This window comes from uncultured Draconibacterium sp., assembly GCF_913063105.1.
Lineage (GTDB): Bacteria > Bacteroidota > Bacteroidia > Bacteroidales > Prolixibacteraceae > Draconibacterium.
On the sequence record NZ_CAJXYQ010000007.1, the window covers coordinates 197,338 to 220,945 of the forward strand.

A 23,608-nucleotide genomic window follows, 5' to 3' on the forward strand; every position below is an offset into this window, starting at 1 on the left:
TTGATTGCTTTAAAAATAAACAAAATCCCGATGACGTCTTGATTCACCGGGATTTTTTATGAAATTCGTTAACGATTATCAAAGTCTAAACTTTCATCAGAAAACCTGATTATAGTTTGTATCCGTTCTCATAGTCACGGTGATAGAACTTCTCTGCCTCCGGATCGTTGATAAAATACTGTTGTTCAGGTGACCAGGCAACAGGACGTTTTAGTTCGTAAGCCACATTACCCAAAATGCTGCAGATTGCTGTACGCGCACCAATTTCTACAGGTACAATTGGATCGATACGCATACGAACAGCATTAATAAAGTTCTCCAGGTGACCTGAACTTTTCTCATACATTCCTGCATCAACAGCTTCTTTTTCAGGTAACAATGCAGGATCAGATGCCCATATTCCCTGGCGGCTAACTTCAATCCAACCATCTTCGCCCCAGAATTTTACACCCCGCGAATTTTTATCGTCGTAAGCTTCGTTGGTCATGGTAACTCCATTGTCGTATACATAGGTTAAAAACTGAGTGCCTTTGTACCCCGGAGGAATTACTTCAACAGGTCCGCTGTGGTCTTTTTTCAATCCCCACTGGCCAATATCGAAATTGTGTGCACCCCAGTCGCAGGTAAAACCACCACCGGTTTCTTTGTAGTATCGCCAGCGTGCCCAGAACGTTTCTTTGGTTTCAGGATTAAGCGTAATAGGTGGGTTTAAAGCCTTATTATAATGAACGTAAGGCATGGGGCCTAACCATTGTTTCCAGTCAAGATCTGCAGGAACTTCCTCTTCTGGCAAGTTGTACGGATCGGGGCCTGGCCCTACATAAGCATTAACCTTGGTAAGTTTACCAAATGCTTCGCGGTGCACCATATTTACGGCATGTTGGTAGTTACTGTCGGAACGTTGCTGACTACCAGTTGCAAAAATTACATTGTGTTTACGAACGGCTGCTGCAACCATTATACTTTCTTTAATGGTGAAAGTAATTGGTTTTTCCTGGTAAATGTCTTTTCCGGCTTCGCAGGCATCAATAGCCATAATGGCATGCCAGTGGTCGGGTGTTGCAATAACAACCGCGTCGATGTCTTTCCGATCGATAATTTCGCGGTAATCTTTGTAAGTTTTTACATCTACCTTTTGTTTACGGGCTTTGTAAAACTCGTTTACTTTCAGCTCGAAACGCTCGCGTTTAACACCATAACAATCGGCTCCTGCAACAATTTCAACACCTTTAATCTGGCTAAAACCATTTAACAGGTTCATGGCTTGCTGGCCCAGTCCGATAAAACCAATACGGATAGTATCGTTTGCACCTGCTGCCAATGCTTTCGACCATGGCATAAGAGTTAAACCCGCAGCTCCAACCATAGAGCTTTGAATAAACCTTCTTCTTGAAAAATTACTCATGTTCTTTTTATTTAATTGATTTAAGTTTAAAATATAAAAGTACGAAAGTCCCGAAACAAAGTTTCGGGACTTATGCTATCTAACCAAACTAATAACCCACTAATAACCTGGGTTCTGTTTTATATTTGAATTTTGATCGATTACATCGGTTGGAATTGGACTCATATACTGTTTTAATTCAAATTTAGCTGTCCATTTTACTTCCTCTTCAATGCTGTACACCCAAACACCTGAGTTATCTGAAGGAACTGAATTACGAATAACCATGTTATGGCGTTGTGTTCCCATGGTTTGTTCGGCAATTTTCCAGCGTTTGTTATCAAAATATCTTTTTCCTTCGTAACAAAGCTCCACACGACGTTCGCGCCAAATGGCTTCACGCATTTCATCTTTTGTTAAACCGGCTTCCAACGCAGGCAAATCAACGCGGTCACGTAGTTCGTTTATGGCTGCGTATACATCGGCATTGGGCCCGGTGGCTTCGTTTTGTGCTTCGGCAAAGTTTAATAAAACTTCGGCATAACGATAGTAAATGTAGTTTTGGCCACTGGCATCGTTTGCCGGTGCAGCATCAGGGTTTAAACGCTTGCGCTGATAATAACCCGAGTCGCCAACGTCGGTTTTCCCGGCCAAATCAATCTGATTTGTTTTATCGGGATTGGCATAAGTTTCGTCAATACGCGTGTAAATAATATCGGTCTCGGGCATCCAATCCAGCTTGTATTCAGCGCCATCAAAAACAATATCGTTGTAAAAACGCTGTTCTCTTCCTACATACGGATTTTGTGGATCGTAACCCGACTCCGGATCTGTTATCACCTTTCCGTTTGCCATACAATACTGGTCTACAATTTCCTGAGTGGGGTTGTAATTACCCCAGCACATGTACTGACCTAAAACGTAGGTTGGGCCTCCACGACGTTCGTAATTGGCACCCATTCCGCTTACGTCAAGCATTTGTCGGTCGAAAATAATTTCAGAATTATACTCGTTTGCCGCTCTGAATAAGTTTTTAGCATCTGAAAACAAGGCGTATGGTGCACCACCACCCATTTCATCAATAAACTTTTTATTAGTGGCTGCTGCAGTGGCCCAACGCGAAGCATCATAATTTCCAAAATGTACAAATTTATCAGGGTCGGCCAGGTAAGGATCCGATGTATTAAACAACGGACTGGCACCAAACAATTCAATCCATCCTTTTAGAGCTAAGGCTGCACCTAAAGTTGCACGCCCGGCGTCAGGATCGCCACTGCTGTATTTTACAGGAAGATTGTTGTTGTTTACAATCTGGCCAAGTTCGCTGGTAATAAAATTAAAAGTTTCGGCAAATGTGGCACGTGGGTACAACATTTCTTCCTCGGTCATGCTATTCCTGTCCAGCGGAACTTCAATAATTGGCAGCCCTCCTACATGCATAAAAAATTCGCTGTAAAAATAGGCACGCATAAACTTTGCTTCATCAATGCGCTGGTTATACCAGTCATCAGAAAAGTTTTCTTTATACTCTTCAAGTTTTTGAATAAAAGTATTACATTTTCGGAGCTTGGTAAAAAAGTTTGCCCAGCTATAACCATCTGTAGGGCCGTGTGTTCCACCCCAAACACCGGTTGTACTGCTTGATGGAGCAATACATATTCCTTGCCTCCAGTTCGATGCGGTATAGTAATGGCTGATATTATAATCATCGGTATAATAATCCATATTTTCAGCGTTGTTGCATTTTTTAATTAGCTCGCTGTAAATATCATTCAGGTAAATGTCGGCATTACCCTCAGAGGCCCATTGGGTTTGATCAGTAAGGTTCGATTTATTCTCGTTATCAAGAAAATCTTCGGTATCGCAAGCAGTGGTGAATAAAAACAGGGCACAAACTGCGACCAATATGTAGTTATATTTTAAACTTTTCATTTTCTTCATCATTTAGCGTTTAAAAGGTGATATCAAGTCCAAATGTGTGCGAGCGCATCACCGGGTAAGAATTCTCACGCTGATCGTAACCCATTTCCGGATCAATGTGCTTAATATTACTTAAGGTCAGCAAGTTTTGGCCGGTGTACGAAACACGAATTCCGCCAAGGCCAATTCTGTCCACAAATGATTTTGGAAGATTGTAACCAACAATCATTGTTTTTAATCGCAGGTAGTTTGAACTTATTGTCCACCAGTCTGAATCCTTGGTATTGTTGCCGTATGGCGATGGTGTAGCTCTTGGATATCTGGCATTTTGATTATCAGCTGTCCAGCGATTATCAAAATATTCATAAGCCGTATTCGATCCGTTATTTTCAAAAGGAACGGTCATAAACTGGCGGATGTTGATACTTGACATCCCTGTTCCCTGGAAGAACATGGAAACATCGAAACCTTTCCAACTGGCATCGGCAGTAAGACCATAAGTCATGAGCGGATAAACGGGATCGCCGATTACTGTTTCATCGTTTGAATCGATAATTCCGTCTGGTACACCATCAGGACCACTTAAGTCGGCGTATTTAATATCACCAGGATGCAAATCGCCAAACTGGGTTACATTGTACCCGTCGTCGCTGTTAATAATTCCGTCGCCATTAATGTCTTCATCGGTTGTAAATAAGCCCAGTGCATGGTAGCCAAATGGTGTTCCGTAAGGACGACCTGTTAAGGTACGGTTTGGATTTGCACGTTGTGCATCGGTTTCAAATACCTCAACCATTTTGTTTTTGGCATAGCTAAAATTACCACTGATGCCAAGCTCTAAACCATTGGCAAATGTCTTTCTGCTGCTGGCAGTAATTTCAAAACCATTGTTTTTCATTTCGCCGGCATTTTCCTGAGCAATACTTAAGCCATATTCAACCGGAAGGGTTACCTGTGGAGCAAGCAACATATCGGTACGTTTCTCGTGGAAAAAGTCAAACTCAACGTTTAATAAACCATCATACATATTCAGGTCGAAACCCACATCAAGTTTCGACGAAACTTCCCAGGTAATATCAGGGTTAGCTTCTTTCTCAATTCGAGACCCTTGTACTAGTCCTGAAGCGCCGTACAAATAGGCATTACCGCGTAGGGTATACCCCGGCATAAACTGGAAATCGGCCAGACTACCATCAATGTAAGGCAGGTTACCCGATTGCCCCCACGATGCACGCAGTTTAAGATTATTTAAAGCGCCGTAACCGGCCATAAAGTCTTCTTCAGAAACACGCCATGCTGCTGAAAACGATGGGAAATATCCCCATTGTTTTCCCGGGCCAAATGCGTAATGGCCATCGTAACGACCTGCAGCTTCAAGCATATATTTATCCTGGTAGCTGTACCCTAAACGATATACAAAACCAATCTCGCTTCCTTCGCTTGAATAGCCGCCATTATCGTAATCCAGTTTGTCAGAGCTACCAAAATCAAGCTCATCAATTTCCAGTGCGTAATTGTTTCTTCGTGCCCAAAATGTTTCGTAAGTATTTTTACGTGCCTCGGCCACTAATAAACCGGTTACACTGTGGTCGCCAAATGTACGTGCATAGTTCAAATACGCCTGTCCGGTGTAGTTTTTCCAATCGTTGCTTTGCTGACGCAAATAGGTATAGGTAGGCGAATTACCTTCCTGAGTTGAAACCACCTCCGTAAAAGTATAGGGATTTGCATCCAAATCAATTACATGATACACAAATGGAATGTGCCATTGTTTTTGTTTCTGGGTGGTAGGGTCGTAACTAAATACACCTTTAAAACTTAGTCCCTGAATAAAAGGAAGTTCCTGTTCGAGATAGACAGATGCAAGTAAAGTGTTTTTATCCCACTGCTCGTATCCTTCTGATCGTAATGCACCTACAGGAGTACTTGCTGAAGATTCCCCCCAGTGTTCTCCATCAGGATAAATCAGCTGTTGAATAGGAACAAATTTATAGAATGCACGGAAGAGGTGACCGGTAGCATTCTCGCCAGGATCAAGGTCGTTGGTTTCCTCAACCGAACCATACAACGACATACCAACTTTTGTGGTGTTGGTTGCCTTCAATTCAAGGCTTAAATTGTAGTTATATCGTTTGTAGCCAACCGGATCAAATAAACCTTTCTGGTTGTAGTAACCCAAACCGGCGTGATAGGTAAGGTTGTTTGTTCCGCCACTTAATTCAATATTGTGGTTTTGTACCGGTACATTGTCATTCCATACATCAATAAATTTTGAATCGGGATATAGATACGGGTCTTCTTTATGAAGGTTGGCATAATTGGCAATCAAGTCTGCATCGTTTGGAGGAGTAGTTCCGTTAGGTGTTAGGTTGTAATACCCTTCGTTTTGCAAGGCCATGTAATCGGCAGCATCAAGCATGTCGGGTACATAGGTAGGATTTTGAATACCATAAGAAGTGGTTAAGCGCACTACTGGTTTTCCGGCCTTACCTTTTTTAGTGGTAATAAGAATTACACCGTTTGCACCTCCAATACCATAAGGTGCCACTGCGGCGGCATCTTTTAATACAGTAATGCTTTCAATGGTTGCCGGGTCAATTTGCATAATATTGTCGCGCTTCACACCGTCAACAACCACCAGCGGGCTATTGTTACCGGTTGAAACCACACCGCGAATATGTAGGTCGGGCGTATCCATACCTGGCTGAGCTCCACTACTCGAGCGCATACTTACACCGGCAAGCTTTCCGGCCATAGCTTGCGAAATATTAGGTACAGGAATTTCGGCCAGCTCTTCACCTTTTACAGTGCTTATTGCACCGGTTACCGTTGTTTTCTTTTGCACACCATAACCAATGGTTACAATTTCTTCAATACCAATTGCATCAACTTTCAGTGCTACATTAAAAGTAGTTTGGTTGGCAATTGTAATTTCCTGCGACTGAAAGCCTACAAAAGAAACCAGTAATACATCTCCTTCGTTAACTCCGGATAATGAAAATTCACCGTCGGTATTTGTAACAATACCATTTGTGGTTCCTTTAATAATTACGGTAGCTCCGGGCAGCGGAAGCCCCTCCTCATCAGTTACGGTTCCTGAAATAGATTTTTGTTGTGGAGTTTCGGCGGCAGAATTCCGAATATTTTCCGAATTATTGTCAGCTGTGACGGAAGTTATAGTAAATAGAATAATGAATAAACACAGCAACAAACTCCTTGACCAGAGAAACGGATTCTCCGATCGGGTTAGATGTTTTCTCATAAGATTTAATTTAATGAATAATAATTAATTTGTTAGTGGTAGATAGTGATAATACTTCAGCACGCAGTGCTGCAGTTGTTGTTCATAGGCAATAAAATTTTGGTTAATAATTAAATATATGGTTTTCTTTAATTCTTAGGTTTTTTATGTTAATGTTTGAATTAACGTGTTAGTTTAAATTTAAAGGCTCAACTTAAGCATTTCGTAATCTGCTGGTTTCTTTAGGTTCCACTCACTTTTCTGCTGAAAAATGCTGTACAATCAAGAGCAACTGTTCTGTTTTGTCTCATTCCATTCTGCTCTGTTCTGTACTACTAATTTCTGCAAATTTTTTTAAGAAAACAAAATGTTTTATATCGTCATTTTTTCAAATCCGCCTATATCGCGGATTTAAGCGCGAAGAAATGTTGCAAAACATAATTGTATACAGTATGTACATACAGTATGAATAAGAATGTTTTATACTAAACAACAGGTAATCGAAGGGTGAAGATTGTAAAAATGCACATCTTCAAGCCAAAAGCCTTAATTGAGCAGGCTGTAGTATTGATTTACTTTGGATTAAACGGTTAATCTGAATAGTACCGCAAGTGTACACTCACTGTCAATAAACTTTAACCAAGAATCTTTAACGATTGTTATAGCCCGGGCTTTAATTGTTTAAATAATAAGACCTTACAACTTGTAAGGTCTTAAAAACGATGTGAGGCATGCTGGATTCGAACCAGCGACCCCTACCCTGTCAAGGTAATGCTCTAAACCAACTGAGCTAATGCCTCTTTTCCTGATTCAAAAATAATAAAAAAAGAGGTGCAAAAATGCACCTCTTTTATATGGTTTTGTTTTAATCTTAAATAAAAAACTTGAGAATAAACAAGGCAGCTAACACCACCATAACCACCGAAATATCTTTGTATTTTCCGGTTAACACTTTTAACAGCACGTACGAAAGCATACCAAACACAATACCTTCGGCAATACTGTAAGTTAATGGCATTACAATAATGGTGATAAAGGCCGGAATAGATTCGGTAAAATTATCGAAGTCGATATTTAAAATCGGCGACATCATAAAGAATCCAACCAAAATAAGTGCCGGTGCTGTTGCAGCTGCAGGTACCATTGTAAATATCGGTGCAAAGAACAGGGCTATTAAAAACAAGGCTGCAGTGGCCAGCGAAGTTAATCCGGTACGTCCACCTTCGGAAACACCAGATGCACTTTCTACATAAGTTGTTACTGTACTTGTTCCAAAAATAGCTCCGAAGAATGTACCGATAGAGTCGGCAAAAAGCGCTTGTTTAACACGTGGTACTCTTCCTTCTTTATCCAACATGCCTGCTTTTGACGAAACACCAACCAGTGTTCCTACGGTATCAAACATATCCACAAAAAGGAAAGTAAACAGTACAATAAGCATATCAAGCGTAAAAATCTGGCTCCACTCAAATTTAAAAAAGATAGGTTCCAACGAAGGAGGTGCATCAACAAGGCTTCCTTCAGGCAAATGAGTAACACCAAAAGGCATACCTGCTATAGTTGCGGCAAAAATACCAATTAACAAGGCACCTTTAACTTTTAGTGCAAGTAATACGGCGGTAAGTACAACCCCTCCAAGGGCAATCAAAACCGGTGCCGAACCCATATCGCCTAAGCCTACCAATACAGCATCGTTGTTAACAATTACGCCAGCATTTTGCAAACCAATAAAGGCAATAAACAAACCAATACCTGCCGAAACAGCGTGTTTCAATGGCAACGGTATGGCGTTTACAATTAACTCCCGGATATTAAATGCCGTAAGTAAAATAAATATAATACCTTCAAGAAAAACAGCTGTTAAAGCAAACTGCCAGCTGTGTCCCATTCCGAGTACCACAGTAAAAGCAAAAAATGCATTAAGACCCATACCCGGAGCCAGGGCAAAAGGTAATTTTGCCACCAGGGCCATAACCAGTGTAGCCACCAGGGCCGACAGAGCAGTTGCAGTAAATACTGCATTTTTGTCCATTCCGGTTGCGCTTAAAATGTCCGGATTTACCGCTAAAATATAAGCCATGGTCATAAACGTAGTTACACCGGCTAATATTTCCGTTTTAACGGTCGTCTTGTTTTCGTCGAGCTTAAAAAATTTATTCAACATTTTATTGTGGTATTAGATTTAGAAAGTCCATTTTAAACCAAGTGTTGGTTTTACAGCAAACTCGTCGCCAACAAAATTGTTACTCAGTTCAACCTCGCCACCAATGGCAAAGTTTTTTGAGGCATTGTACCACAATTGTGGCTCGCTTAAGAAACGGTAGTCGGTTCCCCAAAACATTTCTTCCTTCCAGAAATCGGCAAAACCGGTAAATGTAAGTTTACCTTCTAACATTTGAATTACCCATACTGCAGTTAATTGAAATCCGTTTTGGTTTTTTGTACCACCTTCAAGTTTATCTTTAATGTTCTTGTAGTTGGCCTGCAAAGTTAAAATCTTCGAGAAATCGGCCGATGCCCAGGTACGTTCGATACCTGCCAACCAGCAATTTTCAATCGGAATCCAAATACCATCGCCAATGCTCATTGTTCCGCCATTGTATTCAACACGAGGCATAAACTTTTGAGTTTCGTTCCATTTAAAAGCACGGGCAATTTCCCAGTAGGCTAACGAAATTCCATTGTCGATACCGGTACCATCAGCACCATAATCCATATCAACAAAAAAGAATGTTGAACCATACTTGTCGGGTTTAAACATTTCAACTGTTGACGTCAGCATTTTTCTACCTTCGCCAAAATCATAATGTAACTGTACGTTTTGGGCACTAACTGAAAACACGAATGCAACAAATGCAATTGCAAGTAAAAGTTTTTTCATTTGTTAAATTTTTTTTGTTTGCCGAATGATCCATAAATTCGAAATCATCCGGTAACTCGCATGAATCTTAGTAAAACATCAAATGTGAAATGTTAAATTTTACAAGGCTCATGGTCGTTTCATACTTAATTAAATTAAAAGAATTTGATACAATGTGGCAACAAAAGTAATTAATCTTTCTTTTTTCGAAAATAAAATTGAGCTAAGTGACTCTTTATAGAAACGTTATACATAAAAGAACCCCGGTTAGGACAACCGGGGCATTTCATTGAAATCGGGAAGATAAAAAATAAGGGTCTTATATAATATATATTCTCAAAATTAGTAAAAAGTAACCCCTTTTGCCAAAATTTTCAGCTGAAAAGGCACTTCAAAAATGCTGTTTTCAGGCAAGTGCATCATATAAAAAAGCATTAACCGGATAAAGCAACTCAAAACGCTTAACCATCTCGTCAATATAGTTTGGTCCGGCCACAACGCTGTTTTCCAGCGAAGCAGAGTAAATAAACGATTTATACTTTAAAAGTTCAATGTATTCATGGTCTTTCGGATAGCCCTTGGGTGCCAGTTTTAGTTTATCGTCATACATTTCAGGAAATTGCTTTTTAAAATCCTTTTCATTTCCTATTTCCAGAAAATCTTTCGCATGGTCGGCCATGTAGGCCCTGAGTTTTTTTAGTACCGGAGCCGGTGGCATATAAATTCCACCACCAATAAAACTACTGCCCGGCTCAATATGGAAATAATACCCCGGATTCATACTTTTTCGGCCTCCGGTGCAAATAAAGCTGCCAAAATTTGTTTTGTATGGCTGTTTGTCTTTCGAAAAACGTACATCGCGAAAAATCCTAAACACGCAGTCCTTTGGCGACAACCCCCTTACCGATGAATCAAATTTACTTATCTCGTTTATTAATACATCGGTAATAAATAGTACTTTATCCCTGCTTTCTTCATACCATTTTCGGTTATCCTGAAACCATTCGCGATTATTGTTTTCCGACAGTTGTTTTAAAAACCCAAGAACTTTCTCCATAGTCTGATATTTTGCGCTATTTTTAAATTGAATTTAAGTAAAAAACAAAACCCATGCTAAAAAAGTTTGCGTTAATTGTTGCCGGTGGCAGTGGTAACCGAATGAACAGTTCTGTTCCAAAACAATTTTTGGAAATTAAGGGGAAACCGGTTTTAATGTTCACTTTTGAAGCCTTTTTAAACTTTGACCCGCAAATTGAGTTCGTGCTAGTATTGCCCCAAAGCCAGGTTGAAACGTGGAAAAAACTTTGTAAAAAGCACGCATTTTACACCAACTACAAACTCGCCTTTGGCGGCGAAAACAGGTTTCAGTCGGTACGCAACGGCCTTGAGCTGATAAAAGAGGAAGGCATTGTTTTTATACACGATGGTGTTCGGCCATTGGTTTCAGCACAAACCATTCGAAATTGCTTTAACACCGCCCAAAAATACGGCAATGCCCTACCGGTTGTTGCCCCGGCCGAATCGGTTCGATATGCCGATGAAATGGGCAATAAAGCCGTTGACCGAAGCAAATACTTCCTGGTACAAACACCACAAACCTTTACCGTAAACGCCATTAAGCAAGCCTATAAATCGGCTCCAAACGAGCAGTTTACCGACGATTCATCAGTGCTTGAATTTGCCGGCAAAAAAATTCATTTGGTTGATGGCAACCGCGAAAACATTAAAATTACATGGCCCCAGGATTTAATTGTTGCCCAATCTTTTCTTTTTCCACAATAAAATAAGTGGCATTTATTGGTAAAATTTCGACACTTACCGATTTTTCTCAGGGAAACTATTTAAATCTAAATAGTTTTGCAGGAAACTATAAGCTACACAAATGCCTTATTTAATAGCTACTTTGTAAAATTAACTTTAAGTAAACTTTTAATTCTATTAAAGTTTCCGAATAAAAAAAGGAATACATTTGCTACGTGGAAGAAAAGAAGAAATATATTATCGAGAATGTGGGCCGCCTTTACATGACCCAGGGTATAAGGGCGGTAACCATGGATGACGTAGCGGCGGAGTTTGGCATTTCGAAAAAAACACTTTACCAATATTTTAAGGACAAAAAAGACCTGGTTACCCAGGTGGTTGCATTTTTTCTTGAAGAAAGCGGCAAAACATTTAAAGAAATGGCCGACAATAATGCCATAGACAGTATGTTTCTGATTAGAAAACATGTAGCCTTTATTTTTAAGTTCTACAATAATGGTATTGAGAAGGACCTCAGAAAATACTACCCGGAATTGTACAAAAAAGTAAATGAAGTAAAACGCGAGCGCATTTTTACCAACACCATTGCAAACCTTAAGTTAGGCATGGAGCAGGGCGTTTACCGCACTGATATTGACCCATACTTTATTGCCAAACTCCAGGTTGGGCGAATGCTTTATACCATGAATCCCGACTTCGGAATTTTTGAGGAATACGAAGTAAATTCGCTGGCATTTTTTGATGGCATGATGGACTACCACATGAATGCAATTTGCAACGACAAAGGAAAAAAATATTATAGAAAACAATTAAACAAAGTTCAGAATGAAGAAAATAACTAGTCAACTACTCTTGTTTTTTGTCATGTCTGTGATGAGCCTTACGCTTAACGCTCAGGAAGAAAACACAAGTTTCACCCTTGATGAGGCCACTCAATACGCCATGCAAAATTCATACGTTTTGTTTAATACGAAACAAGATGTTAGTATTGCCCGCAAAAAAGTATGGGAAACCATTACTACCGGTTTGCCCCAGGTTGCAGGCTCGGCCAACTATAACTGGTTTTTAAACCTCCCGGTTTCATTAATCCCTGCTGAATTTGTGGGCGGAGAACCCGGTGAATATTACCCGGTAAAATTTGGACAGGATTATAGCGCCGATTTTGGCTTCAGTGTGTCGCAACAAATTTTTGATGGCTCGTGGATTGTTGGAGTAAGCTCGGCCGAGTTGTATTTAAACCTGGCCAAACAAGCTAACGAAAAAACTGAAATTGATATTAGAAACGCTGTTGCCCAGGCCTACTACATGGTACTAATTAGCGAACGTTACAAACAGGTAATGCTCGAAAACCTCGAAAACAGCAAGCGGCTTTATGAAGAAACCAAGGTGTATTTTGAGAACGGATTTCGTGAACAGCAGGATGTGGATCAGCTCCGGATTTTGCAAAAAAATGCGGAGAATGAAGTACTCCGATCAGAACGCGAATTAATTGTTGCCAAAACAGTTTTAAAATACACGATGGGGATTGATCTGGAGCAGGAAATTATGCTGAGCGACGACCTCGAAGTATTTGTATTGCCCCTGGTTGAAGAAAAAAACAGCATCAATCTTGACCTGATTAACCATATCGATTATCGTTTGGCACAATCGAATTTCCAGGTTTCAGAAAAATTGTATCGACTTGAGAAGGTGGCCTATTTGCCAAAATTTAATGCATTTTACAGCTACACCCGAACATCGTACAGCAACAGTGCCAACCTGTTTAAAGAAGAATGGTATCCATCTTCGCTAATCGGGTTTCAGGCATCCATACCTATTTTCAATTCCGGGAATAAACGATCGAAGGTACAGCAAGCCCGCCTCGAGCTGGATAAAGCAGAAAACGACAAACGCCTGATGGAAATCACGCTTCAAAAAGATTATTTAACAGCATCGGCGGAAATGCAAACGGCCCGCGAACAGTTTTTAAACACTAGAGAAAACCGCGACCTGGCAGAGAGTATTTTAGATAAAACACAAATAAAATTTAATAACGGTATGGTAAGCAGTGCCGAATTATCGCAGCAGGAAACCCAATACATTACTACCTGGCAACAACTGGTAACATCTACAATGTCGTTGCTACAGGCCGATCTTAACCTGAAAAAAGCTGCAGGAGCCTTATAGTAAAAACAGAAAAAACAATATCAAATGAAACGAATTATATTTTTAGTAACAGCAACACTTTTATTATCGGCTTGCGGAAATACAAATGTTACCGACGAAGCCGGAAAAAGAAAACAAATTCAAGAGCTAAAACAGCAGGTTCATACACTTGAGCAACAAATTGAAGCATTGGAAAAAGAGCTTACTGCTGAGGAGAAAACGGAGTTTGTAAACATTAAAACTACGCGCCTCGAGAATCAAAAGTTTGAACACTTTATTGAAGTTACGGGTAAAGTTGAGGCCGAACAGGATGTAGATGTCAGCCCCGAAACCTCGGGTGTAATTAAAGAAGTAATGGTTGTTGAAGGACAACAGGTGAACAAAGGGCAAATTATGGCACGGCTGAATACCGATTTGCTTGAAAGATCGATTGAAGAACTGGAGGTTCAGCTCGATTTGGCCATAACCAATTACGAACGCCAGAAAAACCTTTGGGACCAAAACATTGGCTCTGAAATGCAGTACCTGCAGGCAAAAAACAATAAAGAAACGCTTGAAAAAAGGATTTCAAGCCTGAATACGCAAATTGAAATGGCCGAAGTTAAATCGCCAATTAACGGAATTGTTGATATTGTTTACCAAAAGAAAGGACACATTGGAAGTCCACAGGTGCCTTTTGCCAAGGTAATAAATACCCAAAGCATAAAAATTTACGCCGACATTTCAGAAACCTACATCACAAAAATACACAAAGGCGATGATGTGCAGGTGCGATTCCCGGCTTTGGACAAAACTGTTTCGGCAAAAATTAATCAAATTGGAAACACCATCGACCCCAACAACCGTACATTTCGGGTACGTATCAACCTAAACAACAATTCAAACCTGATAAAACCCAACCTGGTATCAATTATCTCGTTGCGCGACTACGTGAATGAAGTGGCTATTGTTGTGCCTTCTCTTTTTATTAAAGAAGATTTTAACGGGCACTACACCTATATTGTTGAAAAAACCGATGGCAATAATGTAGCCAAAAAAGTATATGTAACGCCCGGGGTAACGAACAATAACATGACCGAAATTACTCAAGGATTAACTGCTGGCACCGAAGTTATTTCGGAAGGGTATAGCCAGGTTGTTAACGGCACGCCTGTTCAAATCAATTAAACACCTACCAAAAAATTCTTCAAAATGGAGAAAGAAACAGAAAAGAAAAACATAGAAATAACGCGTAAGTTTAAACCAACATTTCTTGCGCTAAGCAACAAAATAACGGTTTATATATTTGCCGTGTTGCTGGTATTTTTTGGTTTGTATTCGTACAACCAGATGCCACGCGAAGCCATGCCCGAAGTAGTGGTTCCGTATATTTTTATACAAACTTTGTATCCGGGAAACTCGCCGGTTGATATTGAAAACCTTGTTACAAGGCCTATCGAAAAAGAACTAAAAGGGTTAAAAGGGGTAAAAAAGGTATCATCAGCATCTTTTCAGGATGTAAGTACTATTATTGTTGAGTACACCACAAATGTAACCATAAAGCAGGCCTTGCAAGATACCAAAGACCGGGTTGATAAAGCAAAATCGGAATTACCAACCGACCTGCCCAGCGATCCGTATGTTACCGATTTCGATCTTTCGGAATTCCCCATTATGAACGTAAACGTATCGGGCGAATACAGCATGCGCGACCTGAAAAAATTTGCAGAAGTAATGCAGGATGAATTTGAATCCTATCGCGAAATATCAGAAGCCAGTATACGTGGTGTTGAAGAACGCGAGATCCAAATTGAAGTAGATCCACACAAGCTGGATGCAGTTGGCTTATCATTTGAAGATGTGGCACTTGCCATACAATTTGAAAATATCAGCATGGGAGCCGGTCAATTTACCGCAGATCAGATAAGGCGAACCATTCGTACTGATGCCAATTACACCGACATCAAACAAATTGCCAATACCATCATTAAGGTAAATATGGGCAAACCGGTATATATCCGCGATATTGCCACGGTAATTGATGGCTACAAAGAACAGGCCACTATTGCCCGTGTTGATAATAAACCTGTAGTAACCTTATCGGTAACAAAAAAGTCGGGCGAAAATATTCTTTCTGCTGCTGAAAATGTTTTTAAAGGAATTGACCAGCTAAAGGCACGCGGGCAAATTCCCAAAGACCTTGAAGTGGTGATTACCGACGACATGACCATTGAAATCGAGAACACCATTTCGAGCCTCGAAAACAGCATTATCCTTGGAATGATCCTGGTAACTTTTGTACTCTTCCTTTTCCTTGGTTTTAGAAATGCCCTGTTTGCAGGCCTGGCCATTCCCATGTCGATGTTCCTTTCGTTTGTAATTTTGCAACAAACCGGAATTACCCTGAACTCGATGGTGCTTTACGGCCTTATTCTGGCACTGGGGATGTTGGTTGATAATGCCATTGTTGTGGTTGAAAATGTTTACCGCCTGTACAGTAACGGGGTCCCTTTGCTAAAAGCTACCAAGCAAGGTGTTAGCGAGATTGCGTTCCCCATTATTTCGTCAACACTTACCACACTTGCAGCCTTTTTCCCGCTGCTGGCCTGGGAAGGAATGATTGGTGAGTTTATGAAGATTTTCCCGCAAACACTGATTGTTGTTCTTGCTTCATCGTTGTTTGTGGCATTAATAATAAACCCGGCCTTTATTGCCGGCTTTATGAAGATTGAAGACATTACCAAAAAAGCCAACAAAAAACGCATACTGCGAAATGCAGCTATTTTGGCCGGACTGGCAATACCGTTTTATGTTATGCAGGTTTTCCTCTTAGCTAATTTATTGGCAACAATTGTTGTAATTATGCTGCTCAATCTGTTTGTGCTAAGAGGATTGGCCCGTTGGTTTCAAACAAAATTACTTGTGGCACTCGAAAATTTCTACACAAGGCAGCTAAGGCATGCATTGTCGGGTCCGTGGCCCTACGTTTATTTTGGAGGAACAGTTATTTTGCTATTCTTCTCGATGGGTTTCTATTTTGGTAACAATCCAAAAATGGTTTTCTTCCCCGATGTACCGCCAAATACTGTATTTGTAACCATGGAATTACCACTGGGAACATCAATTGAACGTACCGATAAAGTGGCCAGCGAAGTTGAAGCGATTGTTAAAAACACCCTTGCACCGTACGAAAACATTGTAAAATCGGTTACAACAAATGTTGGTGTTGGCAAAGGAGGTATGTTTGAAAACGAATCGAGTCCGAATAAATGCCTGATATCAATTAGTTTTGTGCAGTTTAAGTACCGCGAAGGACTAAACACCAGCACAATAATGCAACAAATTGCCAAAGACCTTGATGGTTTTGTTGGGGCAAAAATATTTGTTGAAACGGGAGATATGGGACCTCCTACCGGAAACCCTGTAAATATTGATATTAGTGGAGATGAATTTGACCAACTAATTGCAATTACCGACGATTTTCTAAAAATTATAGAAGAAGACAACATACCAGGAATTGATGAACTGAAATTAAATATCAATACCAATCAGCCTGAGATGTTGATAGAGGTTGATCGCGAACAGGCACGTCTGTACGAACTTTCAACACAACAAATTGCCCTGGCGTTCAGAAATGCAATATACGGTTTCGAGGCCAGTCAGTTTAAAGACGGCGAAGATGAATATGACATCTTTGTTCGTTTGGAAGAAAAGTACAGAAACGATGTATCAACATTAATGAACCAGAAAATTCCGGTAAACGGGTACTCCATTCCTATTTCGTCGGTTGCTAAATTTAAATTTACCAGCTCATACGACAAAATCAGCCGTATCGATTTTAAACGCGTTATAACCATTTCGTCGCAGGTGGTTGAAGGTTATAATGCCAACGAAATTAACACCCGTATTGAGCAACTTCTGGCAGACTACAAAATGCCAGCCGGTTACACTTACGAATTTACCGGCGAGCAAAAAGAACAAGCCGAAAGTATGGAATTTTTAGCTTTTGCGCTGCTGATTGCTGTTGCCATGATTATGATTATAATGGTTACGCAGTTTAACTCGTTTATCCGCCCGGCCATTATTATTGCAACTGTTATATTTAGTACAATTGGTGTATTCCTGGGGCTGGGAATATTTAAAATGGAATTTGTGGTTATTATGACCGGAATTGGTATTATTTCGCTGGCCGGAATTGTAGTAAACAATGGTATTGTACTTATCGATTATATCGACCTTACACGAAAGCGCAAGCGTCAGGAATTGGGTTACTCTGAAAAAGCATTTTTACCAAAAGAGGTACAAATTGATGCCCTGGTAGAAGCTGGAAAAACACGTTTGCGCCCGGTATTGTTAACAGCAATTACCACTGTTTTAGGTCTGTTACCTCTGGCGGTTGGACTCAATTTCAACTTCTTTACGCTGTACACCAGTTTCGATCCGCAAATTACAATTGGCGGCGAAAGTGTAGCGTTTTGGGGACCTATGTCGTGGACCGTTATTTTCGGATTAACATTTGCCACTTTCTTAACCCTGTTAATATCGCCGGTAATGTATATGCTTACCATAAAAATTAATTATAACATTAAGAAATGGACCGGTACTTTACCGGAAGATAATGTTCAGGTAAAACCTAAAGTTGCAGAGTAAATTGTCAACTTTTAACGAAAAACGGGCATCCTTATTGGTTGCCCGTTTTTTATTTACTTAAAAAAAGTTGTTTTAATTAAACCAGCGAATCGCCTTTTTTAATGCGAACATCGGTAACAAACTTTTTAATCTGGTCCTCGTCTTCGCGGCGGCAAATCATTAAGGTATCGTTTGATTCGGCAATGATGAATCCATCAAGACCATGAATTACTGCCATCTTTTCTTTCGAAATATCAACAATACAGTTTTCGGCATCATACAACAACACGTTGTCACCCCGAACCACATTCCCCAAGGTATCTTTTTCTTTGTTTTCGTAAAGCGATCCCCAGGTTCCAAGGTCGCTCCAACCAAAATCGGCCGTTAATACGTACACATTTTTTGCTTTTTCCATAATGCCATAATCAATAGATATGGCCTGACATTCAGAATAAGTCTTCCGAATAAATGGTTCCTCACTTGGCGTATTCATTTTCTTTCGGCCATGCTCAAATCTCAAAGCAATTTCGGTAAGATGCTGCTGAAAGGACTCAAGAATGGTAGAAAGCGATGAAATAAAAATTCCGGAGTTCCAGTAAAACTCCCCACTATCGATAAAAATTTTCGCCATCTCCTCGTTAGGTTTTTCGGTAAAAGTCTTCACTTTGTACAAGTTCTCCAGGTTGTGAAATTCCTTTTTTCGTTTCACCTGAATGTAACCATAGCCGGTTTCAGGCCGGTTTGGTTTAATGCCTAAGGTAAGCAGCGCTTCTTTTTCCGAAACAAAGTCCAAACCGTTTCGCACTTGCTTATGAAATTCATCTTCTTTCAGAATTAAATGATCCGATGGGGTTACAATCAGGTTTGCCTCCGGATCAATAAGTGCAATTTTATTGGCGGCATAAGCCAGACACGGAGCCGTATTTCGTCGCAAAGGCTCCAATAGTATTTGCTCGTCTCGGATATCAGGTAATTGCTCCTTTACCAGGTGTTGATACAAGGCATTGGTAACAACAAGAAAATTCTCTTTGGGTACAATTTCAAGAAAACGATCGTAGGTTTGTTGAAGAAAAGTGTTGCCTGTTCCTAATATATCTAAAAATTGTTTTGGGCGTGCTGTACGGCTAAGTGGCCAAAAACGACTTCCAACACCACCTGCCATAATCACACAAAAATTGTTAGCCATCTGAATGTGTTTTGTTCGCTAAATTGATTTCTATATACATTGAAACCTTGAAAATACAGTTTTATTTTGTTATTGTTGCCTCATCTTTATTCAAATTCAGAAAAATTTTGTTTCCGCTTATTAAGTTGTAATTTTAGCCGGATACAATGCAAAAAAACTTTAAGCCATGGGTTTTTTCTTTCATATAGGCCGCTATTTTGCAATGCTAAAACGCGTATTTGCAAGGCCCGAGAAACACAAGCTGTATTTCAGGCAGCTGTTCCACGAGATTGATAATCTGGGGGTTAATTCGGTAGGTATTGTTATCATCATCTCCATTTTTATTGGTGGAATTATGACCATACAATTTGCCTACAGTATGGCCAACCCTATTTACCCGTCAGAATTAGTTGGTTTGGGAACACGCGATACGCTTCTACTCGAGTTTTCATCAACCATGCTGGCACTTATTATGGCCGGGAAAGTGGGTTCGAACATTACCTCGGAGATTGGTACCATGCGGGTTACCGAGCAAATTGATTCGCTGGAAATTATGGGTGTAAACTCGGCCAGCTACCTGATTTTGCCAAAAATTATTGCTGTTGTTTTTATCTTTCCCTTCTTGTACATCATTAGTGTATTTTTTGGTTTGCTTGGCGGTTTGGTTACCGGGCCCATTGCCGGGGTAATTACCATTCCCGAATACATTGCCGGTATACAATGGTTGTTTTATCCGTACTACATTACTTTTTCTATTATAAAGTCGTTGTTTTTTGGTTTTCTGGTGGCATCGGTTCCGGCCTATTTTGGTTACTATGTACAGGGCGGCGCGCTCGAAGTGGGTAAAGCCAGTACCAAGGCAGTGGTAAATACAAATATCCTTATTTTATTTTTTGATTTAATACTAACCCGTTTGCTTTTAACATGATAACACTAAAAAACGTACATAAATCATTTGATGGCAATACGGTGCTTAAAAACATTTCGACCGTATTTGAGCAGGGAAAAACCAACCTGATAATTGGCCGAAGCGGGTCAGGAAAAACAGTATTGCTAAAATCAACACTCGGCCTGTTTGAGGTTGACAGTGGCGAAATTTGGTACAACGACCGTAATTTTACACAAATGAACGAGAAAGAGCGGAAACTGCTGCGCCGCGAAATAGGCATGGTTTTTCAGGGAGGTGCGCTTTTCGATAGTATTTCGGTGGAAGACAATGTGCGCTTTCCGCTGGAAATGTTTACCGAAATGAGCTGGGCCGAGAAACAGCAGCGGGTAGATTTTTGCCTCGACCACGTGAATATTGAGAAAAAAGCATTTAAACTAAACCCCAGCGAAATAAGCGGCGGCATGCAAAAGCGCGTGGCTATTGCCCGGGCCATTGCCTTAAACCCGAAATACCTGTTTTGCGACGAACCCAACTCCGGCCTCGACCCTGAAACGGCAACCGTAATTGACCAACTTATCCAGGATTTAACCAAAGAATTTCAGATGACTACCGTAATTAATACTCACGATATGAATTCGGTAATCGAAATTGGCGAATCGGTACTGTTTATCTCGCAGGGACAAAAAGAATGGGTAGGCACCAAACACGAGATACTTAACTCGGGCAACCAAAAACTGGAAGATTTTATTTTTGCCAATAAATTGTATGCGCAAATGAAAAAAGGGAAGTAGAAAAAATGCGTTATTTCTTACTTAAACTTACAATAGAACATTTGTTCATTAATTAATATTTTGAGAACTTCTTCTACTTTTGTCAGAAACTTCGGAGTCAGAGCTTCTGTCTGCCGGCTATAAACCATTTACATGAATTACGAGTGTCTGATTTGCCAGGTAAAAGCGCTGCAAAAGCGCATGGATAAATACGAGATTGCCGAAGAGAAACGAAACGGCATTGTTAGCAAAATGATTAAGGAAATTGCAGAAATTAATCTGGACAACAGCTATTCGCCCGAAATTACCCGTAATATTTTAAAAAAGCTGGAAGCCGAATCAGCAATTACCGATCCGTATGCCAACGAAAAAGCCGCCAGTAACCGTGCATTATTGCACCGCTACCCCGAGTTTAAGAGTAGGATTGAAAACTCGGACGATAAATTTGACACAGCATTGCGTTACGCCATTGCCGGGAATATTATTGATTTTGGCCCAACGCACCATTTTGATGTGGATGAAACCATAGAGCGTGTATTTCAAACACCTTTTGCCATCGACGATTCAGCAGCTTTAAAAGCTGAAGTGGCAAAAGCTAAAAGCGTTTTATACCTTGGCGATAACTGTGGCGAAATTGTTATGGACAAGCTTTTTCTGGAAACACTAAATCATCCAAATGTTACGTTTGTGGTTCGCGACCAACCAGTTTTAAACGATGCCACATTAAAAGAAGCCCGGGAAATTGGCTTGCATACAGTTGCAACACTAATAAGCAACGGCGACGATACTCCCTCAACCGTACTGCACCGGGTAAGCAAAAATTTTCTCGAGCATTACCACTCTGCCGACCTCATCATTTCGAAAGGAATGGGTAATTTTGAGGGATTGATGGACGAAAGTGATCCGCGCTTGTTTTACCTCTTGATGATAAAATGCCCTGTTATCGGCCAAAAAGTTGGTGCCGAAAAAGGGGATTTTGTGGTAAAACGTAGCAAAAACTAAACGCAAACGAACACAGTTTCAAAAAGAAAATACCTGACTTATTATCATCCCAGTGCAAACTTTGTAGCAATAGCTGCAGTATGTATCCTTCATTAATAAACTGGTGTTTATAGGTCGGTATACCTATTATCACTTCTTGGCATCTAAGGTAACCACCGGAATTATCAGCTCTTCCATTGAAATGCCACCGTGTTGAAACGTATCTTTATAATAATTGGCGTAATAATTATAATTGTTTGGATAAGCAAAAAAATCGGTTCCCTGTGCAAAAACATAACTGGTGCTTACATTTCGCGAGGGTAAAAATATCGACCTGGGATCTCGGATTTCAAAAACATTTTTGGATTTAAAATTAAGGTTTTTACCTAATTTATAGCGCAGGTTGGTATTGGTTTCGCGGTCGCCAATAATTTTCACCGGACTATCCACCCGAATTGCTCCGTGGTCGGTGGTTACAATCATGCGCACATCTTCGCTGGCAAGTGCCTTTATCAACTCAAGCAGCGACGAGTTTTCAAACCAACTCAGGGTTAACGAGCGGTAAGCTTTTTCATTATTTGCCAACTCCCTTATCATATCCATTTCGGTGCGGGCATGCGAAATCATATCCACAAAATTTACCACCATCACCGATAGATCACTTTTCAGGATATTATTCAGGTTATCACTTACCCATCTTTCTTTTTTTGCTCCGGTAGCTTTCTCAAAATATAGGCTTTCTTTTCGGGCAAAACGCTCCATTTGCTTTCGTAAAAGCTCTTCTTCGTGCCTGTTTTTATGCCCTTCGTTATCATCATCTTCCCACAATTGCGGGTACAACTTTTCAATTTCCGATGGCATTAGGCCGGCAAACATCGAGTTACGGGCATACATGGTTGCAGTGGGCAGTATTCCGCAATACAATTCTTCCGAAAGAGTACGAAAATAGGTGTTAAATACCGGGCTTAGCACGCGCCACTGATCGTAACGCAAATTGTCGATTACCAATACAAATGTTTTTTTGCCGTTGTTAAGCTGCGGAAATACACGATGTTTAAAAATATCGGGCGACAGCAGGGGCCGGTCATTAAAATCGGCATGAAACCAATCCTGGTAATTTTCTTTTACAAACCGGAAAAATGCCTTGTTGGCATCTTCCTTTTGCATGGCTAAAATCTGGTCCATGGCCGAATCTTCCGAGCCACTCAGCTCCAACTCCCAGTAAACAAGCTGTTTGTAAATATCTTTCCACTCGTCAAAAGTGAGCCTGTCGTTCAGTTTCATTCCAATTTGGGCAAACTGCATCTGATATTTTGATGTGGTTTGCTCGGTTACCAAACGTTTCTGATCGATGTTCTTTTTAAGGGTTAAAAGGATTTGTTTCGGGTTTACCGGTTTTATCAGGTAATCGGCAATTTTTGCACCAACAGCCTCATCCATAATGTTTTCCTCTTCGCTTTTGGTAATCATTACCACCGGTACATTGGGCGCAATATCTTTTATTTTTGTCAGGGTTTCAAGGCCGGTTAAGCCCGGCATATTTTCATCCAGAAAAATGATATCGAAATAACCGGCTTCCACCTTTTCAATCGCATCAAGACCATTGGTTGCGGTTTCTACCTCGTAACCTTTTTCCTGTAAAAAAATAATGTGTGCACGCAACAGATCTATTTCGTCGTCTGTCCAAAGTATTCTTGGCTTATTCATATAATCAAAATTGTTTGTTTTCTGTTTTCTTTTATCCCAATCGTTTACCCGATCAGTTAAAGATAAGAACAAAAAGAATGCCGTTAAAGTATGCGGTTAACAAACTTTAAGGCTTATGGCTATGGTTTCAATTTTATGAAACATTTTTTGGGGCAAACAAACACCTGTTCAACCTTA

The 23,608-nt window shown here is 40.3% G+C and carries 16 protein-coding genes and 1 tRNA gene; 8 read left to right on the forward strand and 9 right to left on the reverse strand.

Annotation, left to right across the window (positions count from 1 at the left end; all coding sequences use genetic code 11):
- Nucleotides 1-109: 109 nt before the first annotated feature.
- The 7 genes from QZ574_RS09450 to QZ574_RS09480 form a co-directional block, all read right to left on the reverse strand.
- A complete protein-coding gene (locus QZ574_RS09450) occupies nucleotides 110-1,405 on the reverse strand; it encodes a Gfo/Idh/MocA family oxidoreductase (RefSeq protein WP_297089174.1) in 1,296 nt (431 codons plus the stop codon).
- 99 nt (nucleotides 1,406-1,504) lie between these two features.
- Nucleotides 1,505-3,316 carry a RagB/SusD family nutrient uptake outer membrane protein gene (locus QZ574_RS09455; protein ID WP_297089176.1) on the reverse strand — a complete coding sequence of 604 codons (1,812 nt, stop codon included), beginning with the start codon at nucleotides 3,314-3,316 and terminating at the stop codon, nucleotides 1,505-1,507.
- A 19-nt stretch (nucleotides 3,317-3,335) separates the two neighbouring features.
- Nucleotides 3,336-6,566: a TonB-dependent receptor gene (locus QZ574_RS09460; protein ID WP_297089178.1), complete on the reverse strand. Its 3,231-nt coding sequence runs from the start codon at nucleotides 6,564-6,566 to the stop codon at nucleotides 3,336-3,338.
- A 704-nt stretch (nucleotides 6,567-7,270) separates the two neighbouring features.
- Nucleotides 7,271-7,345, reverse strand: a tRNA-Val gene (locus QZ574_RS09465).
- 71 nt (nucleotides 7,346-7,416) lie between these two features.
- A complete protein-coding gene (locus QZ574_RS09470; protein ID WP_297089180.1) occupies nucleotides 7,417-8,709 on the reverse strand; it encodes an NCS2 family permease in 1,293 nt (430 codons plus the stop codon).
- Between the two features lie 18 nt (nucleotides 8,710-8,727).
- Nucleotides 8,728-9,426: a DUF5020 family protein gene (locus tag QZ574_RS09475; protein WP_297089182.1), complete on the reverse strand. Its 699-nt coding sequence runs from the start codon at nucleotides 9,424-9,426 to the stop codon at nucleotides 8,728-8,730.
- A gap of 385 nt (nucleotides 9,427-9,811) precedes the next feature.
- A complete protein-coding gene (locus tag QZ574_RS09480; protein ID WP_297089184.1) occupies nucleotides 9,812-10,462 on the reverse strand; it encodes a DUF2461 domain-containing protein in 651 nt (216 codons plus the stop codon).
- A gap of 53 nt (nucleotides 10,463-10,515) precedes the next feature.
- Between QZ574_RS09480 and QZ574_RS09485 the strand changes: the two genes are divergently transcribed.
- From QZ574_RS09485 to QZ574_RS09505, 5 genes are all read left to right on the forward strand, one after another.
- The gene (locus tag QZ574_RS09485) at nucleotides 10,516-11,187 is read left to right on the forward strand and encodes a 2-C-methyl-D-erythritol 4-phosphate cytidylyltransferase (RefSeq protein ID WP_297089186.1); all 672 of its coding nucleotides are present in this window, start codon (nucleotides 10,516-10,518) and stop codon (nucleotides 11,185-11,187) included.
- Nucleotides 11,188-11,381: 194 nt separating this feature from the next.
- Nucleotides 11,382-12,008 (forward strand): TetR/AcrR family transcriptional regulator, encoded by a 627-nt coding sequence (locus QZ574_RS09490; protein ID WP_297089188.1) that lies wholly within the window; start codon nucleotides 11,382-11,384, stop codon nucleotides 12,006-12,008.
- The gene (locus QZ574_RS09495; protein WP_297089190.1) at nucleotides 11,992-13,332 is read left to right on the forward strand and encodes a TolC family protein; all 1,341 of its coding nucleotides are present in this window, start codon (nucleotides 11,992-11,994) and stop codon (nucleotides 13,330-13,332) included. Before QZ574_RS09490 ends, QZ574_RS09495 begins: the two co-directional genes overlap by 17 nt.
- Before the next feature lie 24 nt (nucleotides 13,333-13,356).
- Complete coding sequence (locus QZ574_RS09500) at nucleotides 13,357-14,478, forward strand: efflux RND transporter periplasmic adaptor subunit (RefSeq protein WP_297089192.1); 1,122 nt, start codon at nucleotides 13,357-13,359, stop codon at nucleotides 14,476-14,478.
- A 24-nt stretch (nucleotides 14,479-14,502) separates the two neighbouring features.
- Entirely contained in the window at nucleotides 14,503-17,940 is a 3,438-nt protein-coding gene (locus QZ574_RS09505) for an efflux RND transporter permease subunit (RefSeq protein ID WP_297089194.1), read from the forward strand.
- 76 nt (nucleotides 17,941-18,016) lie between these two features.
- Here QZ574_RS09505 and QZ574_RS09510 read toward each other — a convergent pair whose 3' ends face one another.
- On the reverse strand, nucleotides 18,017-19,105 hold the full coding sequence (locus QZ574_RS09510) for a mannose-1-phosphate guanylyltransferase (protein WP_297089196.1): 1,089 nt from the start codon (nucleotides 19,103-19,105) through the stop codon (nucleotides 18,017-18,019).
- A 166-nt stretch (nucleotides 19,106-19,271) separates the two neighbouring features.
- On the opposite strand from QZ574_RS09510, the gene QZ574_RS09515 reads away from it, so the two are divergent.
- The 3 genes from QZ574_RS09515 (at nucleotide 19,272) to QZ574_RS09525 (ending at nucleotide 21,745) form a co-directional block, all read left to right on the forward strand.
- Nucleotides 19,272-20,012 carry an ABC transporter permease gene (locus QZ574_RS09515; RefSeq protein WP_297089198.1) on the forward strand — a complete coding sequence of 247 codons (741 nt, stop codon included), beginning with the start codon at nucleotides 19,272-19,274 and terminating at the stop codon, nucleotides 20,010-20,012.
- The gene (locus QZ574_RS09520; RefSeq protein ID WP_297089200.1) at nucleotides 20,009-20,764 is read left to right on the forward strand and encodes an ATP-binding cassette domain-containing protein; all 756 of its coding nucleotides are present in this window, start codon (nucleotides 20,009-20,011) and stop codon (nucleotides 20,762-20,764) included. Before QZ574_RS09515 ends, QZ574_RS09520 begins: the two co-directional genes overlap by 4 nt.
- Nucleotides 20,765-20,896: 132 nt before the next feature.
- A complete protein-coding gene (locus tag QZ574_RS09525; RefSeq protein ID WP_297089202.1) occupies nucleotides 20,897-21,745 on the forward strand; it encodes an ARMT1-like domain-containing protein in 849 nt (282 codons plus the stop codon).
- Between the two features lie 129 nt (nucleotides 21,746-21,874).
- Here the strand turns inward: QZ574_RS09525 and QZ574_RS09530 are convergent, their stop codons facing one another.
- The gene (locus QZ574_RS09530) at nucleotides 21,875-23,431 is read right to left on the reverse strand and encodes a bifunctional response regulator/alkaline phosphatase family protein (protein ID WP_297089203.1); all 1,557 of its coding nucleotides are present in this window, start codon (nucleotides 23,429-23,431) and stop codon (nucleotides 21,875-21,877) included.
- Nucleotides 23,432-23,608: the final 177 nt, after the last annotated feature.

Coding starts and splice junctions, on each gene's coding strand:
- QZ574_RS09450 (WP_297089174.1), bottom strand. CDS start 1,405: ATGAGTAATTTTTCAAGAAGAAGGTTTATTCAAAGCTCTATGGTTGGA.
- QZ574_RS09455 (WP_297089176.1), bottom strand. CDS start 3,316: ATGAAAAGTTTAAAATATAACTACATATTGGTCGCAGTTTGTGCCCTG.
- QZ574_RS09460 (WP_297089178.1), bottom strand. CDS start 6,566: ATGAGAAAACATCTAACCCGATCGGAGAATCCGTTTCTCTGGTCAAGG.
- QZ574_RS09470 (WP_297089180.1), bottom strand. CDS start 8,709: ATGTTGAATAAATTTTTTAAGCTCGACGAAAACAAGACGACCGTTAAA.
- QZ574_RS09475 (WP_297089182.1), bottom strand. CDS start 9,426: ATGAAAAAACTTTTACTTGCAATTGCATTTGTTGCATTCGTGTTTTCA.
- QZ574_RS09480 (WP_297089184.1), bottom strand. CDS start 10,462: ATGGAGAAAGTTCTTGGGTTTTTAAAACAACTGTCGGAAAACAATAAT.
- QZ574_RS09485 (WP_297089186.1), top strand. CDS start 10,516: ATGCTAAAAAAGTTTGCGTTAATTGTTGCCGGTGGCAGTGGTAACCGA.
- QZ574_RS09495 (WP_297089190.1), top strand. CDS start 11,992: ATGAAGAAAATAACTAGTCAACTACTCTTGTTTTTTGTCATGTCTGTG.
- QZ574_RS09500 (WP_297089192.1), top strand. CDS start 13,357: ATGAAACGAATTATATTTTTAGTAACAGCAACACTTTTATTATCGGCT.
- QZ574_RS09505 (WP_297089194.1), top strand. CDS start 14,503: ATGGAGAAAGAAACAGAAAAGAAAAACATAGAAATAACGCGTAAGTTT.
- QZ574_RS09510 (WP_297089196.1), bottom strand. CDS start 19,105: ATGGCTAACAATTTTTGTGTGATTATGGCAGGTGGTGTTGGAAGTCGT.
- QZ574_RS09515 (WP_297089198.1), top strand. CDS start 19,272: ATGGGTTTTTTCTTTCATATAGGCCGCTATTTTGCAATGCTAAAACGC.
- QZ574_RS09520 (WP_297089200.1), top strand. CDS start 20,009: ATGATAACACTAAAAAACGTACATAAATCATTTGATGGCAATACGGTG.
- QZ574_RS09525 (WP_297089202.1), top strand. CDS start 20,897: ATGAATTACGAGTGTCTGATTTGCCAGGTAAAAGCGCTGCAAAAGCGC.
- QZ574_RS09530 (WP_297089203.1), bottom strand. CDS start 23,431: ATGAATAAGCCAAGAATACTTTGGACAGACGACGAAATAGATCTGTTG.